The organism is Fusibacter tunisiensis (assembly GCF_016908355.1).
Taxonomy (GTDB): domain Bacteria; phylum Bacillota; class Clostridia; order Peptostreptococcales; family Acidaminobacteraceae; genus Fusibacter_D; species Fusibacter_D tunisiensis.
The window spans coordinates 1-18,581 of sequence record NZ_JAFBDT010000024.1; the positions used below are offsets into that span (position 1 = coordinate 1).

13 protein-coding genes are annotated in these 18,581 nt (G+C 32.9%); 11 read left to right on the top strand and 2 right to left on the bottom strand.

What is annotated here, in order from left to right; translation table 11 throughout:
- Window positions 1-123 precede the first annotated feature (123 nt).
- From JOC49_RS10820 to JOC49_RS10860, 9 genes are all read left to right on the top strand, one after another.
- Window positions 124-435: a hypothetical protein gene (locus JOC49_RS10820; protein ID WP_204665052.1), complete on the top strand. Its 312-nt coding sequence runs from the start codon at window positions 124-126 to the stop codon at window positions 433-435.
- Between the two features lie 318 nt (window positions 436-753).
- Entirely contained in the window at window positions 754-2,070 is a 1,317-nt protein-coding gene (locus JOC49_RS10825) for a radical SAM/SPASM domain-containing protein (RefSeq protein ID WP_204665053.1), read from the top strand.
- Window positions 2,071-3,295: 1,225 nt separating this feature from the next.
- Window positions 3,296-4,669 carry a radical SAM/SPASM domain-containing protein gene (locus JOC49_RS10830; protein WP_204665054.1) on the top strand — a complete coding sequence of 458 codons (1,374 nt, stop codon included), beginning with the start codon at window positions 3,296-3,298 and terminating at the stop codon, window positions 4,667-4,669.
- 327 nt (window positions 4,670-4,996) lie between these two features.
- The gene (locus JOC49_RS10835; RefSeq protein ID WP_204665055.1) at window positions 4,997-6,631 is read left to right on the top strand and encodes an ATP-binding cassette domain-containing protein; all 1,635 of its coding nucleotides are present in this window, start codon (window positions 4,997-4,999) and stop codon (window positions 6,629-6,631) included.
- A gap of 471 nt (window positions 6,632-7,102) precedes the next feature.
- On the top strand, window positions 7,103-8,719 hold the full coding sequence (locus JOC49_RS10840; RefSeq protein ID WP_204665056.1) for a radical SAM protein: 1,617 nt from the start codon (window positions 7,103-7,105) through the stop codon (window positions 8,717-8,719).
- Window positions 8,720-9,435: 716 nt separating this feature from the next.
- The gene (locus JOC49_RS10845) at window positions 9,436-12,150 is read left to right on the top strand and encodes a type IV secretory system conjugative DNA transfer family protein (RefSeq protein ID WP_204665057.1); all 2,715 of its coding nucleotides are present in this window, start codon (window positions 9,436-9,438) and stop codon (window positions 12,148-12,150) included.
- Between the two features lie 130 nt (window positions 12,151-12,280).
- Window positions 12,281-13,384, top strand: coding sequence for a Na+/H+ antiporter NhaC (gene nhaC / locus JOC49_RS10850; RefSeq protein ID WP_204665058.1), 1,104 nt, complete (start codon window positions 12,281-12,283; stop codon window positions 13,382-13,384).
- An 83-nt stretch (window positions 13,385-13,467) separates the two neighbouring features.
- The gene (locus tag JOC49_RS10855; RefSeq protein ID WP_204665059.1) at window positions 13,468-14,169 is read left to right on the top strand and encodes a Crp/Fnr family transcriptional regulator; all 702 of its coding nucleotides are present in this window, start codon (window positions 13,468-13,470) and stop codon (window positions 14,167-14,169) included.
- Between the two features lie 15 nt (window positions 14,170-14,184).
- Window positions 14,185-15,117: a TIGR01212 family radical SAM protein gene (locus tag JOC49_RS10860; protein WP_204665060.1), complete on the top strand. Its 933-nt coding sequence runs from the start codon at window positions 14,185-14,187 to the stop codon at window positions 15,115-15,117.
- On the opposite strand, the gene JOC49_RS10865 is transcribed toward JOC49_RS10860, so the two are convergent.
- Both JOC49_RS10865 and JOC49_RS10870 read right to left on the bottom strand, forming a co-directional pair.
- Entirely contained in the window at window positions 15,109-16,185 is a 1,077-nt protein-coding gene (locus JOC49_RS10865) for a flagellar brake protein (RefSeq protein ID WP_204665061.1), read from the bottom strand. The genes JOC49_RS10860 and JOC49_RS10865 overlap by 9 nt on opposite strands.
- Before the next feature lie 337 nt (window positions 16,186-16,522).
- Entirely contained in the window at window positions 16,523-17,140 is a 618-nt protein-coding gene (locus JOC49_RS10870; protein ID WP_204665062.1) for an NUDIX hydrolase, read from the bottom strand.
- A gap of 137 nt (window positions 17,141-17,277) precedes the next feature.
- On the opposite strand from JOC49_RS10870, the gene JOC49_RS10875 reads away from it, so the two are divergent.
- Window positions 17,278-17,787, top strand: coding sequence for a DUF2179 domain-containing protein (locus JOC49_RS10875; protein WP_204665063.1), 510 nt, complete (start codon window positions 17,278-17,280; stop codon window positions 17,785-17,787).
- A 20-nt stretch (window positions 17,788-17,807) separates the two neighbouring features.
- A complete protein-coding gene (gene aroF / locus JOC49_RS10880; RefSeq protein WP_204665064.1) occupies window positions 17,808-18,578 on the top strand; it encodes a 3-deoxy-7-phosphoheptulonate synthase in 771 nt (256 codons plus the stop codon).
- The last annotated feature ends 3 nt before the right edge of the window (window positions 18,579-18,581 follow it).

Below are 18,581 nucleotides of genomic sequence, written 5' to 3' on the forward strand. Positions count from 1 at the left end.
AATGTTAAAATGTAGGAGTAACTACTTGAATTCTTCGTAGGTTCAGCGAAAATATCGATTTTTAATGGTTTTCGTAAAACGACGTAGAATTTAGGGAATATCCCATATGCATCGATCTATGATATGACACTTACAGATGATCAAGACAACGTCACTTTTAAGCCGCGAGTGGGGTGCTGGGCTTGTATGCTTTCTTCAAAGTATGGTTACTTAAAATGGCTTAGAGAGTATAAACCTAAGCTATACAGCTATATCATGCTAGACAAAGGGCTTTTAAAACTTTTGTACGCCAAGAAATTCGGGCATGAGATAATCGTCAATGAATGTGGTAAAGAATCACCGGAGTCTGTAATTGAAGATTTTGATTCAAATTTTCTGATGGGTTTTTTGGAGCAGCGACCGTGTTTCTTTGATGATACGCTTGTTAGACTTTGAAGCTATGTTTATTCAATTAGAGTAAATGTATTTTTACACACCCCTTATCAATAAGGGGTGTGCCTTTCTAGATTTTTCTTTATAATATAATTCATGTTAATAAAAAAACAGGGGAGTTTTATAGCTTAATAAATATAATAAGTTAGAATGTCAACTTTTTTTGGTGGTAAAGATAATCTACCTAATCTAATTTACAAGTTCATGTCGATTTATAAGACAGGTAAGCACTATTTACCGTTTACTATTCATGAATGATTATGTAATAAGTTTTGCAATTTAATCGGATTAATATATCTACAAAATTGGAGGTAGTTAAATATGATGAAAGTAAAGCCGAGTCGATATAATATTTTGCATTCAAGTGAAAATGGAAATCTACTAGTATTCAATTCAAAATCAGGAGCTGCATTATGCCTTGACGAAGACAAACATATTGAAAAAGCAAAGATCATTCTACTGAACGATGTTCCAAGTCTATATGATGAAGAATTATTCAAAGTATTTACTGAACTTGGATTGTTGATTAATATTGATTCAAATGAAACTGAAGAGGTTATTAAACTGTATAACGAAAATTTTCAAAGTAATAAGAAATTGCACATCACAATTTTTCCTACTTTAAAATGTAATTTTAATTGCAGTTATTGCTTTGTTGATGCTAAATTTGACATTGATATGCAGTTCAACACCTTAGATGCAATACTCTTATATATTGAAAATAAAATGAGAATAAACCAAGATTTAATTGAAATAGAAATTGTTTGGTTTGGTGGAGAACCTTTACTCGCAAAATCGAGTATAATATATTTTATGCAACAATTAAATAAAATAAATACTCATTATAACAAAATAGTAAGCTCAGTTTTGGTAACTAATGGATATCTTCTAAATATTGAATCATTCAAACAATTACATGAAGTTGGAATAGTGAATTATCAAGTAACATTTGATGGTTATAAAACTACACATGATAAGAAAAGGCATCTCAATAATGGGTTTCCAACATTTGATGTAATCTTAACTAATTTATTAACAATAAAAAAGGCTTTTCTAGGAGACTTTAAAATTAATATAAGGAGTAATTTTATGAAAGATACTGTTCAGTCACAGTATCAATTAATTGATTGTCTTCTAGATCAGTTGTTGAATGATAATAGATTTTCAGTTGAATTTAAGCCGATTCAAGACATCCTAGGGAACGGATTGGATAATATTTGTTCAGTTGATACAAACGGGGATTTAGTAATTTCGTTTACAAGATATATAGCAGAAAGTATAAAAAAAATGAGCAACCTTGTATACAGTTATTCCTTGCTTCCCTCACCAATAAAAAAATGGTGTAATGCATCATTAAATGACTCAATAATAATAAAACCAAATGGTGAGATATATGCTTGTGATTCATGTGTATCAGATAAAAGTCAGATTATCGGAAAAATAACAGACGATGGTACCATTAACTATACTGATGTGTTTGGAAAGTGGAAAGGGAATGTACAACTTGAAAAAGAATGTCTTGCTTGTATATTATTACCGTTATGTATGGGTGGTTGTAAGCGAAAAAGACTTCAAAATAATGCTCAGTGTCCAATAAATACTGAACAAATAACAAAGTATTTAGAAAATATGAAGTAAAAAGTTTATAGAGATAGAGGATACTGGAAGCTGTCATTGAGTTTCTACCACATTTGAATTCTTTAATTTATTAGTGTCATTGTTGAATGTTCAAGTTATTGATTAATAAATGGTAAATCCACTGGCTTGTATAATGACCCGAAAGGGCGAGACATACATATTATTCGCCATGCAACCATAAGAATTTGAGTTGTACTATCCCTATTATTACACTGTTAACCGTTTATAAGAGTATCATGTGTTAGATATAATCAAAGATAACATGGAGTTGCAGTTTGAGAAAGCTACGCATTTTTCGCCGTTTTCAGTTATTTAGATATAAATAATTCACTTGATTTGGCAAGAAAAATAATGAGCATTTTTGTCAATACTTGAAATTGAATTTCTTAGTTATGAACTCCTTTCATTTTCGATACAGTTGCCATATTTTCTATAAATTCGGCTCTCCAACGGCTCAACACTGGCTAAGCAATATCATATTTTCTTGCTATTTCAGATAATGTAGCTTCTTCTCGAATAATCTCTAGTTTAACGGTTGCTTTTTCTTCCGGGATCCAATTTCTTTTTTTCTATTCATACATATATCATAACTATTTTTCAGAAATTGTGTCTAACTTTATGTGAACACTATAAAAAGTTAAATCAGGCAATATTACAACTTAGTGAAAATATTAACTTCTGCATATCCAAGTATTTAATGAAGTTACTATAAATAACATTGTAAACAAGTTTTTAAAATGAAACAAATGTCAATTTTGATTTTAATGGAGTGAAGTGTATATCATTAGGGATAAATCAAGAAACAAATAAAGTACATTCATCTATTAAACTAACAAAATTTTCGAAACTGAGTTGTTATACATTTAAATATGTGTGATGACAAACAAACACTACGAAATGGAGGGTCAATATGAAAGTGATTAGAAGTGGAATCGAACTGAGTTCTAAAGAGGAGATAGTAGAATGTCCAAATTTTATTTCTGGATTCTGTTGTAAGACGGTGTTGTGTAAATAAAGGAGGGGTTATATGAAAATAATCAGAAATGGAATAGAACTTGACACAGTTGAAAAAATCATAGAATGTCCAAATTATCTCGGTGGATTTTGTTGTAAGACCGTGCTGTGTAAGTAAGTAGTAGAATAGTAAATTTACTATTGTTCAAATTGTGATTTTACAAGGATATGCAGGAGCTTAATATAATTAAAAATATTTAATGAGGTGAATATGAATATTTCAACACTGACAAAAGAGCAATTAAAAGTAAGTAGTTACAATGTAATGTTTTCTACTAATCATGAAAACATTATTTACAATACAAGAACAGGCGCACTACTGAGTTTAGATAATAAAACGAGTGATGCCGTATTGGATATATTAAATAGTCTTGAGGGTAGAGCAGACTATATTGAAACACTATTACAAAACGGATTTGTTATTAAACAGGATTTTGATGAATTAGAGTCAATAATTAAGATACACAATAATTATATGAACGACGAAGAAAATATTGACATTACTATTTTACCATCAGAATCTTGTAATTTAAGTTGTTCATATTGTTTTATCTATACCCAGAGAGATATATTCATGGACGATATCACTTATGACAATATACTTAAATATATTATAAAACAAGTGAAACCTTTTGGAAATAAGACTGTTAATATTAATTGGTATGGAGGTGAACCTACTCTTTCTTATAAAAAAATTATTAATTTTATGAACAATTTATACGAAATTAAGAAAGAATATAATTTAAAAATAAATAGTAGTATTGTGACTAATGGTGTACTACTATCCAGAGATGTCTTCATTAAGTTGTATAACGCTGGAATCCGTTCTTTCCAAGTTACTATTGATGGAGATAAAGAAACACATGACTATTTTAGAAAGACTAAAGATGGGGAACCGACATTTGAGATTATTTTTGCTAATTTACAACAGATATCAGAATTAGATAGTTCATATTCTTTCAACTTTTCTATCCGAGCTAATTTTTTAGATGATGCAGAAGAGTCCATGCATGGTTTATTAAGTACTTTTAATGAAAAATTCAATAGTGATAAAAGATTTACTATATACTTTCGACCAATTTATAATTTTAATACTGATCGGAAGGATATTAAAGCAATAGAAAATTCTATTTGTAACTTGGAGACAGGAAATAAAGTTCAGCTCGACTTGGAATATGCAGCGAGGTTATCGCAAAGTGATTCAAATCAAATGCTTGATTTTATACCTAAACCAATTTACTCATGGTGCAACGTTGTAAAGAAAAATTTTCATATAATTGGAGCAGATGGAACAATATTTGCTTGTGACACTTTGCTAGTAGATAAAGAAGATGGGATAGGCTTTTTATCAAACGAAGGAGACATTGTACTAAATCAAAATGCAAAAAAATGGAAACAAAATTTTCTTGTAGAAGAAGATAATTTAAAAGATGAGTGTTTAACATGCACGATATTGCCATTGTGCATGGGTGGATGTCGGCGTAATTGGATTATGGATAAAAAAAAGGTGTGTTCACTAGATATGAAAGTACTAGAAAGAATAGTCAAAAGATATGTTCTAGAGAATGATATGATTACTGGATAATAATAAATAGTATCACAAAATAATCTGGTGGAATGGTAACTTTAGAGTATCGTCATATACTCTAAAGAATTCTAATGGTTGAAGTTTAAAAGGAATCAAAATTATTTTGATTAGGAGTGACATTGCCCAAACATAAACATTGGAATGACAGCACTTTGTTAGTAAGCTAGTCAAAAATATCGCCAAATAGAATGGATTCTAATTGGAGCATTCGCGACTATATTGTTTGCTTTTTCTCTTGAGTGACTGGATTAGTATTGACAATCCAAAAACATTATATAGAAAGGAGAGTATGATTTTTCTGATCAAAAAATCATACAAAAACTTATGAAGATTAAAACAGTTGAAAAGGTAGCACTTAAATACATTATTATCGGAATAATGAGTTCAATAGCACTAGTTATATCATCTTTGCTATATATTTTGTTGGCTTTTTATCTCGGGAAAATTGTTGAAGCATCCTTAGATTTGGATATGTTGAGTTTTAAGAAAGGAGTTATTATTGCATTAGGTATAATTACTTTTAGCGGAGTTTGTAATTATATGGGACAAGTTTTAAGAAAAAAGTTTTCAGTAAAAGCAACTTTACTTTACAAACAAAAAATTATAGATAAAATATTAGGCTTTAGTTACACAAAGTATAATCAAAGTCATCAGTCTTATTATTTAAATATGATGACTGAAGAAACATATGTAATACAAGAACACTATTTTATGCAATTCTCAGCAATTGTTCAAAACTTTTCTCAAATAATCTTTGGTATAATGGCACTTGTATATATAAGCTGGAAATTTACACTCGCAGTATTCGGTTTGTTTTTCTTGCCTTTGTTAGTACCTGTATTTATTGGACCAATTTTATCGAGACGTAGAATGTCAGTTAATTCTATACATGAGAGTTATATTGTGACTTTGAAAGGGATACTGGAAGGGTTTGAGTTAATAAGGACTTATGGATTATTAAATATTATTAGAGAACAATTTAAATCTGCGAATACTAAGCTTGAAAACACTAGATATCACTTTTCAAAGGTTGATTTCTTAAAAGACATATTATCAAATTCACTAACAGCTATATCACAAATGGGTGCTATAGCAATTGGTGTCGCGTTAATATTTGATGGTCAAATGACTGTACCGATACTTTTTGCAGCTGTACAAATAATAAATGCAATAATAAATCCAATTGATGATTTGTCACAAAGACTTTCGTGGATAGTTGGAACAAAATTAGTTCGTGAAAAACATGAAAGAATGCTATCATCACAAAACACTGAAAATATAAATGGTACAATCATTAATAATATCAATAATATAGTAATTGAGAACTTAACATTTTCATATGAGAACCAATTAGTTTTTGACAAACTATCATTCAGATTTGAAAAAGGGAAGAAATATGCGATAATTGGGGAAAGTGGTTCAGGAAAATCTACTTTGTTAAAACTACTCTTAGGACATTATGGAAATTATGAAGGTGATATTTTATATGATGATTTGAATCAGAGATCAATTGATTTATCAAGTTTACACAGGAATATTTCTAGCATTCATCAAAATACGTTCTTATTTGAGGATACTTTAAAAAATAATATTGAATTATATAAAGAACACACTAAGTCTGATTACGATAGTGCAATAATAAAATCAAATTTAATGACTTTAAATAAGTTGGTAGGAGAGACTATTTTGGTTGACAATGGTTCAAAATTGTCAGGAGGAGAAAAACAAAGGATTGCAATTGCAAGATGTCTAATTAACAAATCGGATATTATATTAGTTGATGAAGCAACTTCATCTCTGGATTCTGAAAATGCATATTTATTTTTTAATTCCATCTTAGAGTTAAATGGAGTTTTGTGTATAGTAGTTACACATAATGACAATCCTGAAATACTGAAAAGATTTGATTGTGTATTAAGAGTAAAGGATTATAAGTTAGAAATTGTTAACGAAATTTAAAACTAGAAAGCTTCCAGAACAATTTAAATAGGTCAAGCTATTGAGAATCAAGGTATAGCGTCCACTGAACATCAGAGCCTTGAAGATCAAAGCGGTCAGTAAAATCTAAAACAAACAGTGTCGTTGCTGGTAGTAGTTCTCTGATTAGTGCATAATCCTGTTAGAAAGCATAACTAGCACTCTGTTCATGAATAGGTGGGAAGAAGTAAGTTGGGATATGAACCCATTAGAAAGGGAAGGTTCACCATCATAGCTAAACAGAGGAACACGGCCATTATAGATCATTACAAGTGGATGCCTATTAAGTTGTTTCAACTTTTAGCTATTCAGTACATTATGTCATAACTGATCTGCACTTTTAGCTCTGGTAAGCGAGGTAACTATTTAAACCAAAGCCTTAAAATTTAATGATTTTTGGCTAGACAATATAGGAAGGTGTTAATAACTACTGAGTTAACATAAAGGTGTAAAATGATAATTACCACATCAGGAATTTATTGTAAATCTAATAAATGTATTCATAAGAAGGTTTGGAAGTCTGAGCATGAAAATATGTATAAAATAATTGATATTGAGAATGACAAAGAAGTTATATTAACTGGGATTGCAAGTTTAATATTTAATTGTGTATTGAGTAAAAGTGAATTTAGTATTTCAGATATCGCAGATTACATTGATATAATTTCAACATACAAAAAAAAAGATTTAAGTTCTGAAATTGCAACAGTCTTAAGAAAATTGTTGCTTGATAATATTATTGAAGAATACAATAGTTCTCTAGAAAAAGTACAGATTTTTTCACAATATACTTATACTCTTAAGTTTAAAGATAAATATTACGGATTGCATTTTCAATATGGAACTATTATTGAAATAAGCAAAAAGATTTTTGATAGTTTAAGAAATAAAAATATTAAATATATTAATGATAATGAAAGTGATTTACTCTATCAGAATAATTTTTTGAATCGACATCCGTCAGAAGCATCATTATTAAATGATGATAATAGAATCAACGAAGTTATGATATATTTGATTTTATCTTATGAGTGTAATATGAAATGTATCTACTGTTTTGAAAAGAATAAAATAGTATCAAAGCAAGAATCGATCAATCTCAAATTACTAAAAAATACACTCGATGAAATTATAATAATTGCTGACAAATCAAATGTGATTCTTACAATGTATGGTGGAGAGCCATTTGTAGATAACAATTTAGCTAGTATGAGGTTGATATTCGAAAGATTAAATGAATATTCCAACATACATTTTAGAATGATAACAAATGGATTCAATATTTTACGATATATAAAATTAATAAAACGCTTTCATCATAAAATACATGAATTTGTTATTACAATTGATGGTCCTGAGAGTGTACACAATAATAGAAGATATGATCAAGATGGAAATGGAACTTTTAAAACAATAATTACTAACATTTCAGTGTTAATTGAGTTAAAAATTAAAGTTGTGATTAGGGTTAATTTAGATGATTCAAATTATAGTGTTCAAAATGATTTTGTTCATTGTTTGAATGAGTTAATGTTTCCAGAAAATCTAATTCGAATTGAATATCATAGAGTAGAGAAGAAATTTGATTTTGATTTTCAACACATTTCTCTAAGTAATTGCCTAAAGCTAATTACTACGTTGAGAAAAGCAACGAATTATCATATAGATTTTGAGCATCCTTCATTTAGTTTTATTGAAAGTTGTGAAAGAAACACTTGGGCTAATCTAAGAAAACGTGATTACTGTAATATTAATAATAGTATAACAATTGATTGTGATGGCAAGAAATATGCTTGTAACGAGTCAATGGGAATTAATGAATATTTATTGCAAGCCAATAATTTTGAGTCTATATCTATGTTACGAGTTGCAAGTGAACACTGTATAAATTGTGCTCTATATTTGTTATGTCTAGGTCGTTGTAGCTTATCAAACTATGCTCATAGTAAAAATGGAGCATCAATTTGTGATAAAAAAGAATTACTACAGATGTTAGAATCATATATAGAAATAATTGATTGGGAGATTGAATACATTGGTACTACAGATAAACAAAACATTAGCAGCTAAGTAACCAAATCCACCGAATCTGAGTACAGATAGTGCGCCAAGATAAATGAGTTTTATAATGTGCATACTAATCAAGACATGAAATTGAATTTCTTAGTTATGAACCTTTTTTGTAAATTTGATTCTTTATTTCTTTGCCACAGATCTGCGTTGTTAGTGGTTTTATTTTTATTGTGCTGTTGTTGACGGTTGAGGAGGATTCAGTTAGTTGGATTAAAGTAGCTTTGGAACAAACGCCAGATTATTTTCTTCATCTAATTGAGTTGATTCTATGATTTCGCGACGGACTTTATTTAGCCAGTAATAGTAAGATGCCTCATTGATATTGTTCAAATACAACACTACTGTTTATTGATCAATCCACTGGCATTGTGATCAGAAATGTTCTTCATCCATGTGTCCCTACGAATTTGAGCGGTTACTTTTCTTAAACTATTATCCATTGGTGGCCTCCTCAATTATAGTTTTTCTAGTAACATGAAAAACTGTTGATAGTTTTTCGAGTATCAGATTGTATATAATCAAGAATAGCATGGAATTACAGTTCGAGATAGGTACACATTATTTAGCGTTTACCATCTCTTTATACTTTGTCATCCTCATCATTTTTTCACCTATTTTTCTGTCAATCCATAAACAATTTCATTTTTTTGAAAACGGCATATTTTACTTGCAAAAAAAAATGGCGATTGTTATAAACGGGTGAGGAGGGTGAAATGATGCATATAGATAAAGTTAACATTGATCTTGATACGTTGAATGGAGTATCAGAACATTTGAAGAAAGACATTTCAAGTTCACTTGGAATTAAAATGGATTCACATGAAAGTACAATCACTATGAAATTAAGTAATGTGGATGAAGATGGTAATCCGGAACTGGAATTTCGAAAAGTAAACCTCGGTTTAGAATATTTCAGAAATTACCTTTCTGATAATGGAAAAGATTTCATTGTTGGGATCTGCTTTATAGTGTTTACATTTTTTAATCTTTTAGAGGTGCTCGGCTTTTTTAAAGCATACAGCACAATGAACATTGCATATACAGATTTCAATAAAATTATATGGGATGTGGCTTTACCCATCATTCCAATGATCATTTGGGCCTTTTCAACGAACTATCCAGTTTTCAATTTTAGAAATCGCAAGGTTCTCATGTTCTATTTATCCTATTTCTTTATTAATTTTCTGATGGTGAGGCTTACATTTATCATAAGCTATAGAATAACTGTACCGTATATATCCCAGATTGAACCCACTGCACAAATGAGTGTGGACAAAATTGTTGGACTCGCATATATTGCAACATTCATTCCTCTTGCGTTTACAGTCTTCATTTTGATTCTCATTTCTGTTAGAGGAACGGTATTCAATAAAGACTTTATTGATCGCTTAGAAGCATTTCGGTTATTCAAAGTATTTGATCTTGAGATATACAGCAAGTTCGAATACACGCATCAAGTGGTTAGAGAAATTAAATCCGGATCGAAGATTACCATTCCTCAAAAGGACAGGCAAGCACACACCGCGATCATTGGTGCTACAGGTACCGCAAAAACATCTTCAGTTTTGTTGCCTGGTATATTAAAGGATCTAAAGGTAAGAATCAGAAACAAGAACGCTCTTAAAAAATTGTTCAAACATTATACTGAAATTGGTATGTTTAGGATTAAAAGAAACTTTAGTGATGATGATTTTTCAACAAAACATTTTGAACCTAATCCCGATTACAAGCGTACTTTTCGTGATAAGATCACTGGAAGAACTCCCAAAAGAGTCTATGAATTTTTAAGTAGTAAATATGAAATTGCTGGACAAACCATATTGGTGCCAGAAGAATCCCTTGCTGATGATGCCTATAACCTATTTGAAGCATATGGAGAAAAGGCCAATAGAGTTGATCCTAAACTTATAGATGGTATGCATAAACCTGGCTTTAAGGGGCTTAATATACTTTATATCTCTCCCAATATGCCTTCTTGGGCTGTTGATAGAGAAAAAGTAAGGCGAGCGACTTTACTTGCAGATGTCATGCAGATCATGTTTGAAATGGGTGGGAAATCAGACCCTTACTTCGCATCCGTAAATAGAATTGCAACCACAACAATTGCACTATTGCTTCAGCTGACTTACCCTCAAATGTACAATAGACAACCAAACCTTGAAGACGTTCAAAACTGTATCAATGATTTTACCAAACTGTATGAACCGTACTCGGTGCTCTTTCCTAACGGTAAGGTAAGCGAAGCGAATAAAAAGTATCTATGGCTGAAAGACAACATATCAAATTTCTTCATTGGTGAAGGGTCCGAGACATTTGAACAACATGCCAGGGGACTTAAAGTCCAGATCTCATTGTTCCTTGCAGATGATTACATCCGTCAGCTTGTTACAGCTGATGAAGTGATTGATTTTGACGAAATACTTTCTAACAATGAACTTACTGTAGTGAATATTGAACTTCCAGAGATTGGACCTATCAATGCACCGGCTCTTGGTCTTTTCTTTTCGGTCAATATGACCAATGCTGTTCTTAGACGACCTGGAACAGAGTGGACACGTACTTTTCACGTTTGGCGTATAGATGAGTTCCCTATTATTGTCACGCCTTCAATGGAGCAGGCGTTCACATTGTTTAGGAAATTTAAAGTGGCCATGGAAGTTGCACTACAAACGCTTGATCAAATGGATAAAACTCCTTATCTTAAGTATTTGAAAGGGGTAATACTAAACTCAACGGCCAATCAAATCGTCTTTGGTAGAGCAAATATAAGCGAAATGGACATCTATTCCATACTCTCGGGGACGATTGATGATATCGTTGAAATGGAAGGGACGTCAGAAACATCATTGTTCTCGGAAAATCCATCCATGTCGACGATGAGAAGAAAAACCAAGCAAATAACGAATGTATCAGAGAAGTCGGACATACGTAATAAAGATTTCCAAGAGGTGACATACTTTTACACCAAACGAGGATCGTTAATGCCGCCAGTACACGGCAAGGTCGACTTCGTAAGTAAAAACGACAAAAAAGGTCGCAACAAACAAATCAAAGTTGACTGGTCTAAACTCTTTGATGGAAGTTCCAAAGACACTATTGAAAGCTTACCCAATAAAAAAGCAGTACTAAAGTTTAATGAAGAACAGCTGAATGAAGCTAGAAAAAGAGGAGACATGGTTTCAGAGGTGATAATGGTGGACAGCCAAATGGCAAAGATTGAATCTGTAATAGAAGTTCAAGAACCCACTCATTTTGAAATAGAAATTGAAAATGTGGTTGCAAAGGAAAAGCCTGATTCAGTCATAAGCACAAATGACTTCACACAAGCAAATACAGAAGAACCATCAAGAAAAGAACAACCCCCAAAACCTATTGATTCGAAAGAAGCCAGAGAAAATCAAAGAAAAAAAATGACAGATTTCTTTTAGAGCTATTATAGCTCTTTTTTTATGTATGAGTGTAATACTAGGGCATTCATTACTGTTATAATCAAATCAAGAAAGCAAGTGGAGGTTTTATGCAGTCACCATTTTTATTTAAACCAGGCATTATTGCAGTATGATTTACTATGGTTTGAAAATCCTATCACCTTCTATTTTTCTTGTTGCAACGCTTTTGATGAGTTCAATTGTTTCGCTTGCAACAGGTTCGTCTTGGACAACTGCAGGTACGGTTGGTATTGCGCTTATGGGCGTTGGTATGGGTCTTGGAATTCCAGCACCTATGATTGGTGGTGCTATTATTTCAGGTGCATATTTTGGTGACAAAATGTCGCCATTATCTGACACGACAAACTTGGCGCCTGCAATGGCTGGTGCGACTTTGTTCGAGCATATCAAGCACATGATTTTCACAACTGGACCATCTTACATTATTTCCATTATCTTTTTCTTGATTTTAGGTTTTAGATATTCAGGAAACGAATTGAACCTTGGCATGATTAATGAAATCAATGCTGGTTTAGAAGCAAGTTTTAACTTGAATCCACTCTTGCTAATTGTGCCTGTTGTGGTTATTGGGATTGTTATTATGAAAGTACCTGCAATTCCAGGTTTATTTGGTGGTGCGATTTTAGGTGGTCTTGCTGCAATATTTGTTCAAGGGTCAACACTTGGACAGGTTGTAGATTCACTCCATTATGGTTTTGTATCTGAGAGTGGAATTGCAAGTGTTGATGATCTCCTTACTAGAGGTGGCCTTGACAGTATGATGTGGACCATTTCCTTGATTCTATGTGCTATGATATTTGGTGGCGTAATGGAAAAAACAGGTATGTTGCAAGCTTTGGCTTCTGAAATTTTAAAATTGGCCAAATCCACAGGTACTCTTGTTGTTGCAACTATATTAACTGCACTTGGTATGAACGCACTTGCTGGCGATCAGTATCTTGCAATCGTTATTCCAGGAAGAATGTTCAAGGATGCCTATGCTGAAAGAAATCTCCATCCGAAAAACCTTTCAAGGGTATTGGAGGATTCAGGAACGCTGACTTCACCACTTATTCCTTGGAACACTTGTGGTGCATTTATGATTGCGACATTAGGCCTTGCACCATGGACCTATGTGCCATATTGTATTCTTAATCTTGTAAACCCATTGGTTTCAATATTCTATGGATTTACGGGCATTACAATGGAAAAACTTGATCAGAATAAAGCTTAAGGGCTCTTATTAAATGGATGGTCACGAAAGAAGATTCTTTCGTGGCTATCTTTTTTTGTGTATAATATATTTGGAGGTGTCCGATGATTGTACAAATAGAATCAAAAGTTGTGGATTTGCTTAAATCTACTGCTATGTTTAGAAAAATAGAGTCAACAGAAATTCAACGCATGCTTCACTGTTTGAATCCACGTATTTTAAATTATGAAAAAAACGCTTCTATAGCTATGGCCGGAGACCATTTTGATGGGATTGGAATTGTCATTGAAGGGGAATTGATTATTGCGAAAGAAAATTTGGCTGGTGATCGAACTGTAATGACCATTTTAAAACCGGGAGATATGTTTGGCGAAATGGTTAGTTTTTCAGAAAAAAAGGAATGGCCGGCATCTGTTGTGGCTCAATCGGATGCACAGATTATTTTTGTGTCGCCTGAAAAAGTAATTACCATGTGTGACAAGATGTGTGATTCTCATAGACAATTAATTGAAAACTTGCTTATAATTATGTCAAAAAAAGCATTGATGTTGAATCGAAAGGTTGAATACTTATCCATTAGAACTTTAAGAGGTAAATTGTGTGCTTATTTATTGGAACACCAAAAAATAAAGCAGCAAAATATATTTACCCTTCCAATGAATCGCGATGAATTGGCAGATTTTTTCAATGTGGCAAGACCATCTGTTTCAAGAGAATTGAGTAAGATGAAAGAAGAAGGTTTAATTGATTTTCATAAATCTTCATTTAAAATTTTAGATTATGATCGTATCAAAGCCTCAATTTGATTGGACGGTGAAAAGATGAATACGAGATACACGACCATTGGAAATTGGTTTAAAGAGACGTATCAAATGAAAGTGGTTAAACTTGCCATTGATGGCGGTTTTACGTGTCCCAATCGAGATGGCACATTAAGTACAGAAGGGTGTTTGTTTTGTAATGCATACGGATCTGGAGAATATTCTGGTGTTGTAGAGAATGGCGTTCGCATTCAAGGACAAACCATTGAAAAACAAATTGAAAGTCAAAAACAATTGATTTCAAAAAAATGGTGCCCTGATGCCTACCTTGCTTATTTTCAAAACTTTACAAACACGTATGGGGCTATTCCGTATTTGAAACAGCAGTATGATGCGGCGCTTAACGGTGACGCGGTTATGGGGTTAGTTATTGCAACAAGACCTGACTGTATTACAGAAGAAATTGTAAAATTGATTCATTCATATACTGAGAAACATTTGGTATGGGTGGAATTGGGTCTGCAATCAAGTCATTCGGAATCTTTGAAACGCTTAAAAACACAATATACACGTGATCAATTTGAGAGGGCATTTAAGCTGTTGGCAGATTATGAAATTAAAACGGTTGTACATTTAATCTTAGGCCTTGAAAATGAAACCAAGACGTCTTTTTTAGAGACAGTTGCTTATGTAAATGAACTTAAGCCATTTGGTGTAAAAATGCATATGTTAAATGTTCTTGACGGTACAGAGCTGGCAAAACAATACTTAGAATCGCCATTTCCTTTACTCACCAGAGACACGTATATTGAGTGGATTTGTGATGGTCTTGAATGGCTGAATCCCCAGGTGACGATTCATCGTGTTACTGGAGATGGAATCCATGAAGATTTAATCGCACCTCTGTGGATTAAAGACAAAAGAAAAGTGCTCAACGGCATCATGAAAGAATTGAAACGTCGGAACACTTATCAAGGTTTTAGATTAAAATAAGATTAAATCATTGGCTACTATAAAATATAGGACAATGGCAAGCATTAGAAAATTTGAAATGAGCGAAATAACGATGCCGAGATTTAGGGTGTCGTTTTTACGTTTGAGTCTTGTGCTGTTTAGAATTAGACCGACAATACCTGTAAGGATGCCAATTCCTAATGCAATTAGCGTTAATGTGAGATACCTTGTTTGCCAGATTGCAGGGCGGTAATAGCCAAAAAATAGATCAAGTGAATATAAGGATTTAGGCTGTGCAAATAATAAAAGGACAAAAGCGATAAAACTAATAAACATACTGAGTAATCCAATACTATTGATCCGAACCCTAACAGGGTCTGCCATAACCCTACGATCTTTTGGGAAGGCCCTTTCTATAAAAGTTTCGTATTCAGGATTCATGTGTAGAATTTCAGATTGTTTGCTATATAAGTATTGCAAGAGTATTTTTGTTTCAGATTGGGTCAACCCATCAAAAAGAATTCGAGTTCTGTATCGCCTAATTTCAAGTTCCGGAGATGACTCTAAAACTTTACAGTGGAGTGTGAATATTTTGTTGAGATTTACAGGCTCTTCAGTGTTTCCATCAAATTCTATATTAAAGGCACTGCCCACTGGCAGTTTGATATCTGTTAATACGAGCATACCGGTGAAGCTCATATCTTTTGTAACTAAAGTGTGTGGGAAACCGTTCCAATTAAACGTATAAGTATCGTATAATTTAACTCTAAAGGCTTCACGTCTTTGTATTTTAATTGGTTCAGAGGTAAAGCTTAAAATTAGAATGGGTAAATTTTCCTTTATGAAACGGCTCTTAACTCGGCATGTGACAGAAAAAAGGCCTTCATTTTCATCGTCAGAATGAAAAACAACTTCAACTGAGTCACCTGGATGTATCGGGTATGTATTTCCCTGGTAAACAGGCGCTAGGACGCTGATTTCGCCATTGGACAGGTTGTTTTCTATCATGGTTTTTAAGTGCAGTTTGTCAGAATCCCTATCAGATAAAGTGTTTTTTACAACGAGCTCTATTGAATGTGCAGGTTTGAGTATTTGATCCAACGCCATAGGCACCTCCTCAAGTATATGCTTATTATACCACAAATATTACGATTGAAAAAAATGTTTAAATTGGCGGGTTACGGGTAACTAACAAATATAATTAAACCGTATGGTTTTCTTATAGATTGGTTATCGGGACGTCATATGAGCGTTGAAACGTTCAAGAATTAAACAAAAAGGTAAATGGGAAAATGTTGGTTTAAGATTCTTTTCTAATTTTTAAAGTCAATTTGTTAGGAGGAATGCTTATCGCAGTTGAATTTTTTTATACAATTGAATATCAGAAAAATCAACGTGCCGAAACCAAGTAAATGGGCTTTCACTTAAATGAAAAAGTGGGAGCTCATTTTAATGTGCTTTTTATGATTTCTAGGAAAGCACTGAGCATTCGGGCAGTTAATCCCCAAATGATATAAGCGTCAATATTATAAAAAATAACTGGATAATTTGTATTTTTAAAATTATAATTTTTCCCATTGGGAATAGAGCCAAAAGGGAAGTCGTGTGCGAGATCAAATCGAGATTTTAGCTCATAGGTTTCAGGAACATGAGTGGTTAATGTTGTTAGCGGAATGACAATGAGCTCGTGGACTTCAGATTCTGAAGGTCTAATGGCTTCTAAAGGGGTATCTATTATGCCTACATAGCAATGGATGATCATGTCAAAGCTGGTCATAATGGAGTCGATTTGCCCCAATATCTGGATTTGATTTGGAGTGAGATTCAACTCTTCACAGGTTTCTCGAATTGCAGCTTCTCTAGAAGATTCATTTGCTTCCATTAAGCCTCCAGGGAAGCATATTTCTCCAGGTTGTGATTTAAGGGTCAAGGCTCTTCTTTCAAAAATGAGTTGCCATTGATTTTGAGTGTAGATTAAGGGAATCAATACGGAGGATTCTTTTTTAACACCTGTTACATTGGCGTTTCGTTTGGTTAGTAGCGTTTTAAGTTCTTGAATCAAAGAAGGCCTCCTTTAAAATTTAATCTCTTTTTATTTTCTCATAAATGACAGTTAAATTAAATAGTTGTAATTGCTTTTACAAACATTATTTTAATTGGTAAAATATGAATGACTATATGGAATAAGAAGGTGATCGTATGATGTATTTATTTATAGTAGTGGCAAAAGTTGTTGAAGTGTCACTGGCAACAATTCGAATGGTACTCATCACAAAAGGTGAACGTAAAATTGGTGCCATTATTGCTTTTTTTGAAGTGTCACTCTGGTTGGTTTTGGTCAGTTCAGTTTTAGACAATATTATGGAAGACCCATTAAAAATTGTGGCATATGCCTTAGGTTTTTCATGTGGCAACTATCTGGGCAGTTTGATAGAAGAAAAAATTGGGATTGGCTTATCTGAAATGCAAGTTATTGTCAAAGAAGATAAAGGCGTTAAACTGGCAAATATGTTGAGAGATAGCGGCTACGCTGTAACTGTAATGCATGGAGAAGGCAAAAATTTTCCAAGGCAAATCTTGTTAATGTATGTACCAAGAAAGAGAATTAAAAAAATTGCAGCACGGATCAGAGAAGTGGAAGAAAATGCTGTTGTAACAGTTTCTGATAAAAAAGCGCTCTATGGCGGCTTTGGTATGATCAGAAAGTAAGAAATGAAGAGAGGACATAAATGAGAATTTTAGAAGAGGACCGCACCGTTAAAGTTGGAAATTATGAGTTTGGTGGGGATAAACCTTTGGTTATTGCAGGACCATGTTCTGTGGAAAATAGAGATCAGATTATTGACATTGCTAAAAAAGCACGTGAAAAAGGCGCCCACCTTTTAAGAGGGGGTGTATTTAAGCCTAGGACAAGTCCATATGATTTTCAGGGCATTGGCATTGAAGCATTGACGTACATGGTTGAAGCGAAGCAGATAACGGGCATGCCAATTGTAACTGAGTTGATGGATTTGGCACATTTGGATTATTTTTTAGAGCATGTGGATGTTATTCAAATAGGATCGAGAAATATGTATAACTACCCTTTACTTAAAGCCCTCGGTGAGATAGACAAACCTGTGCTTTTGAAACGTGGATTTAGCGCAACCATTAAAGAATGGATTTGTTCTGCTGAATACATTGCAAAGGGTGGGAATACACAAATTATATTGTGTGAACGCGGTATTCGGTCTTTTGATTCTTATACGCGAAATATGTTGGACTTAACAGCAGTTCCAATTATGAAAAAAGAAACAGGCCTGCCTGTGATTGTCGATCCAAGTCATGGAACGGGTAGGAGAGAGTTGGTTGGGATTATGTCAAAAGCGGCTCTTGCTGCTGGTGCTGATGGCCTAATTATAGAAGCGCATACACACCCTGATTTATCTGTTTCAGATAAAGAACAAACCATAGGTATAGAAGAACTGGGTCAAATTATACACCAAATGACAGCCTTATAATGA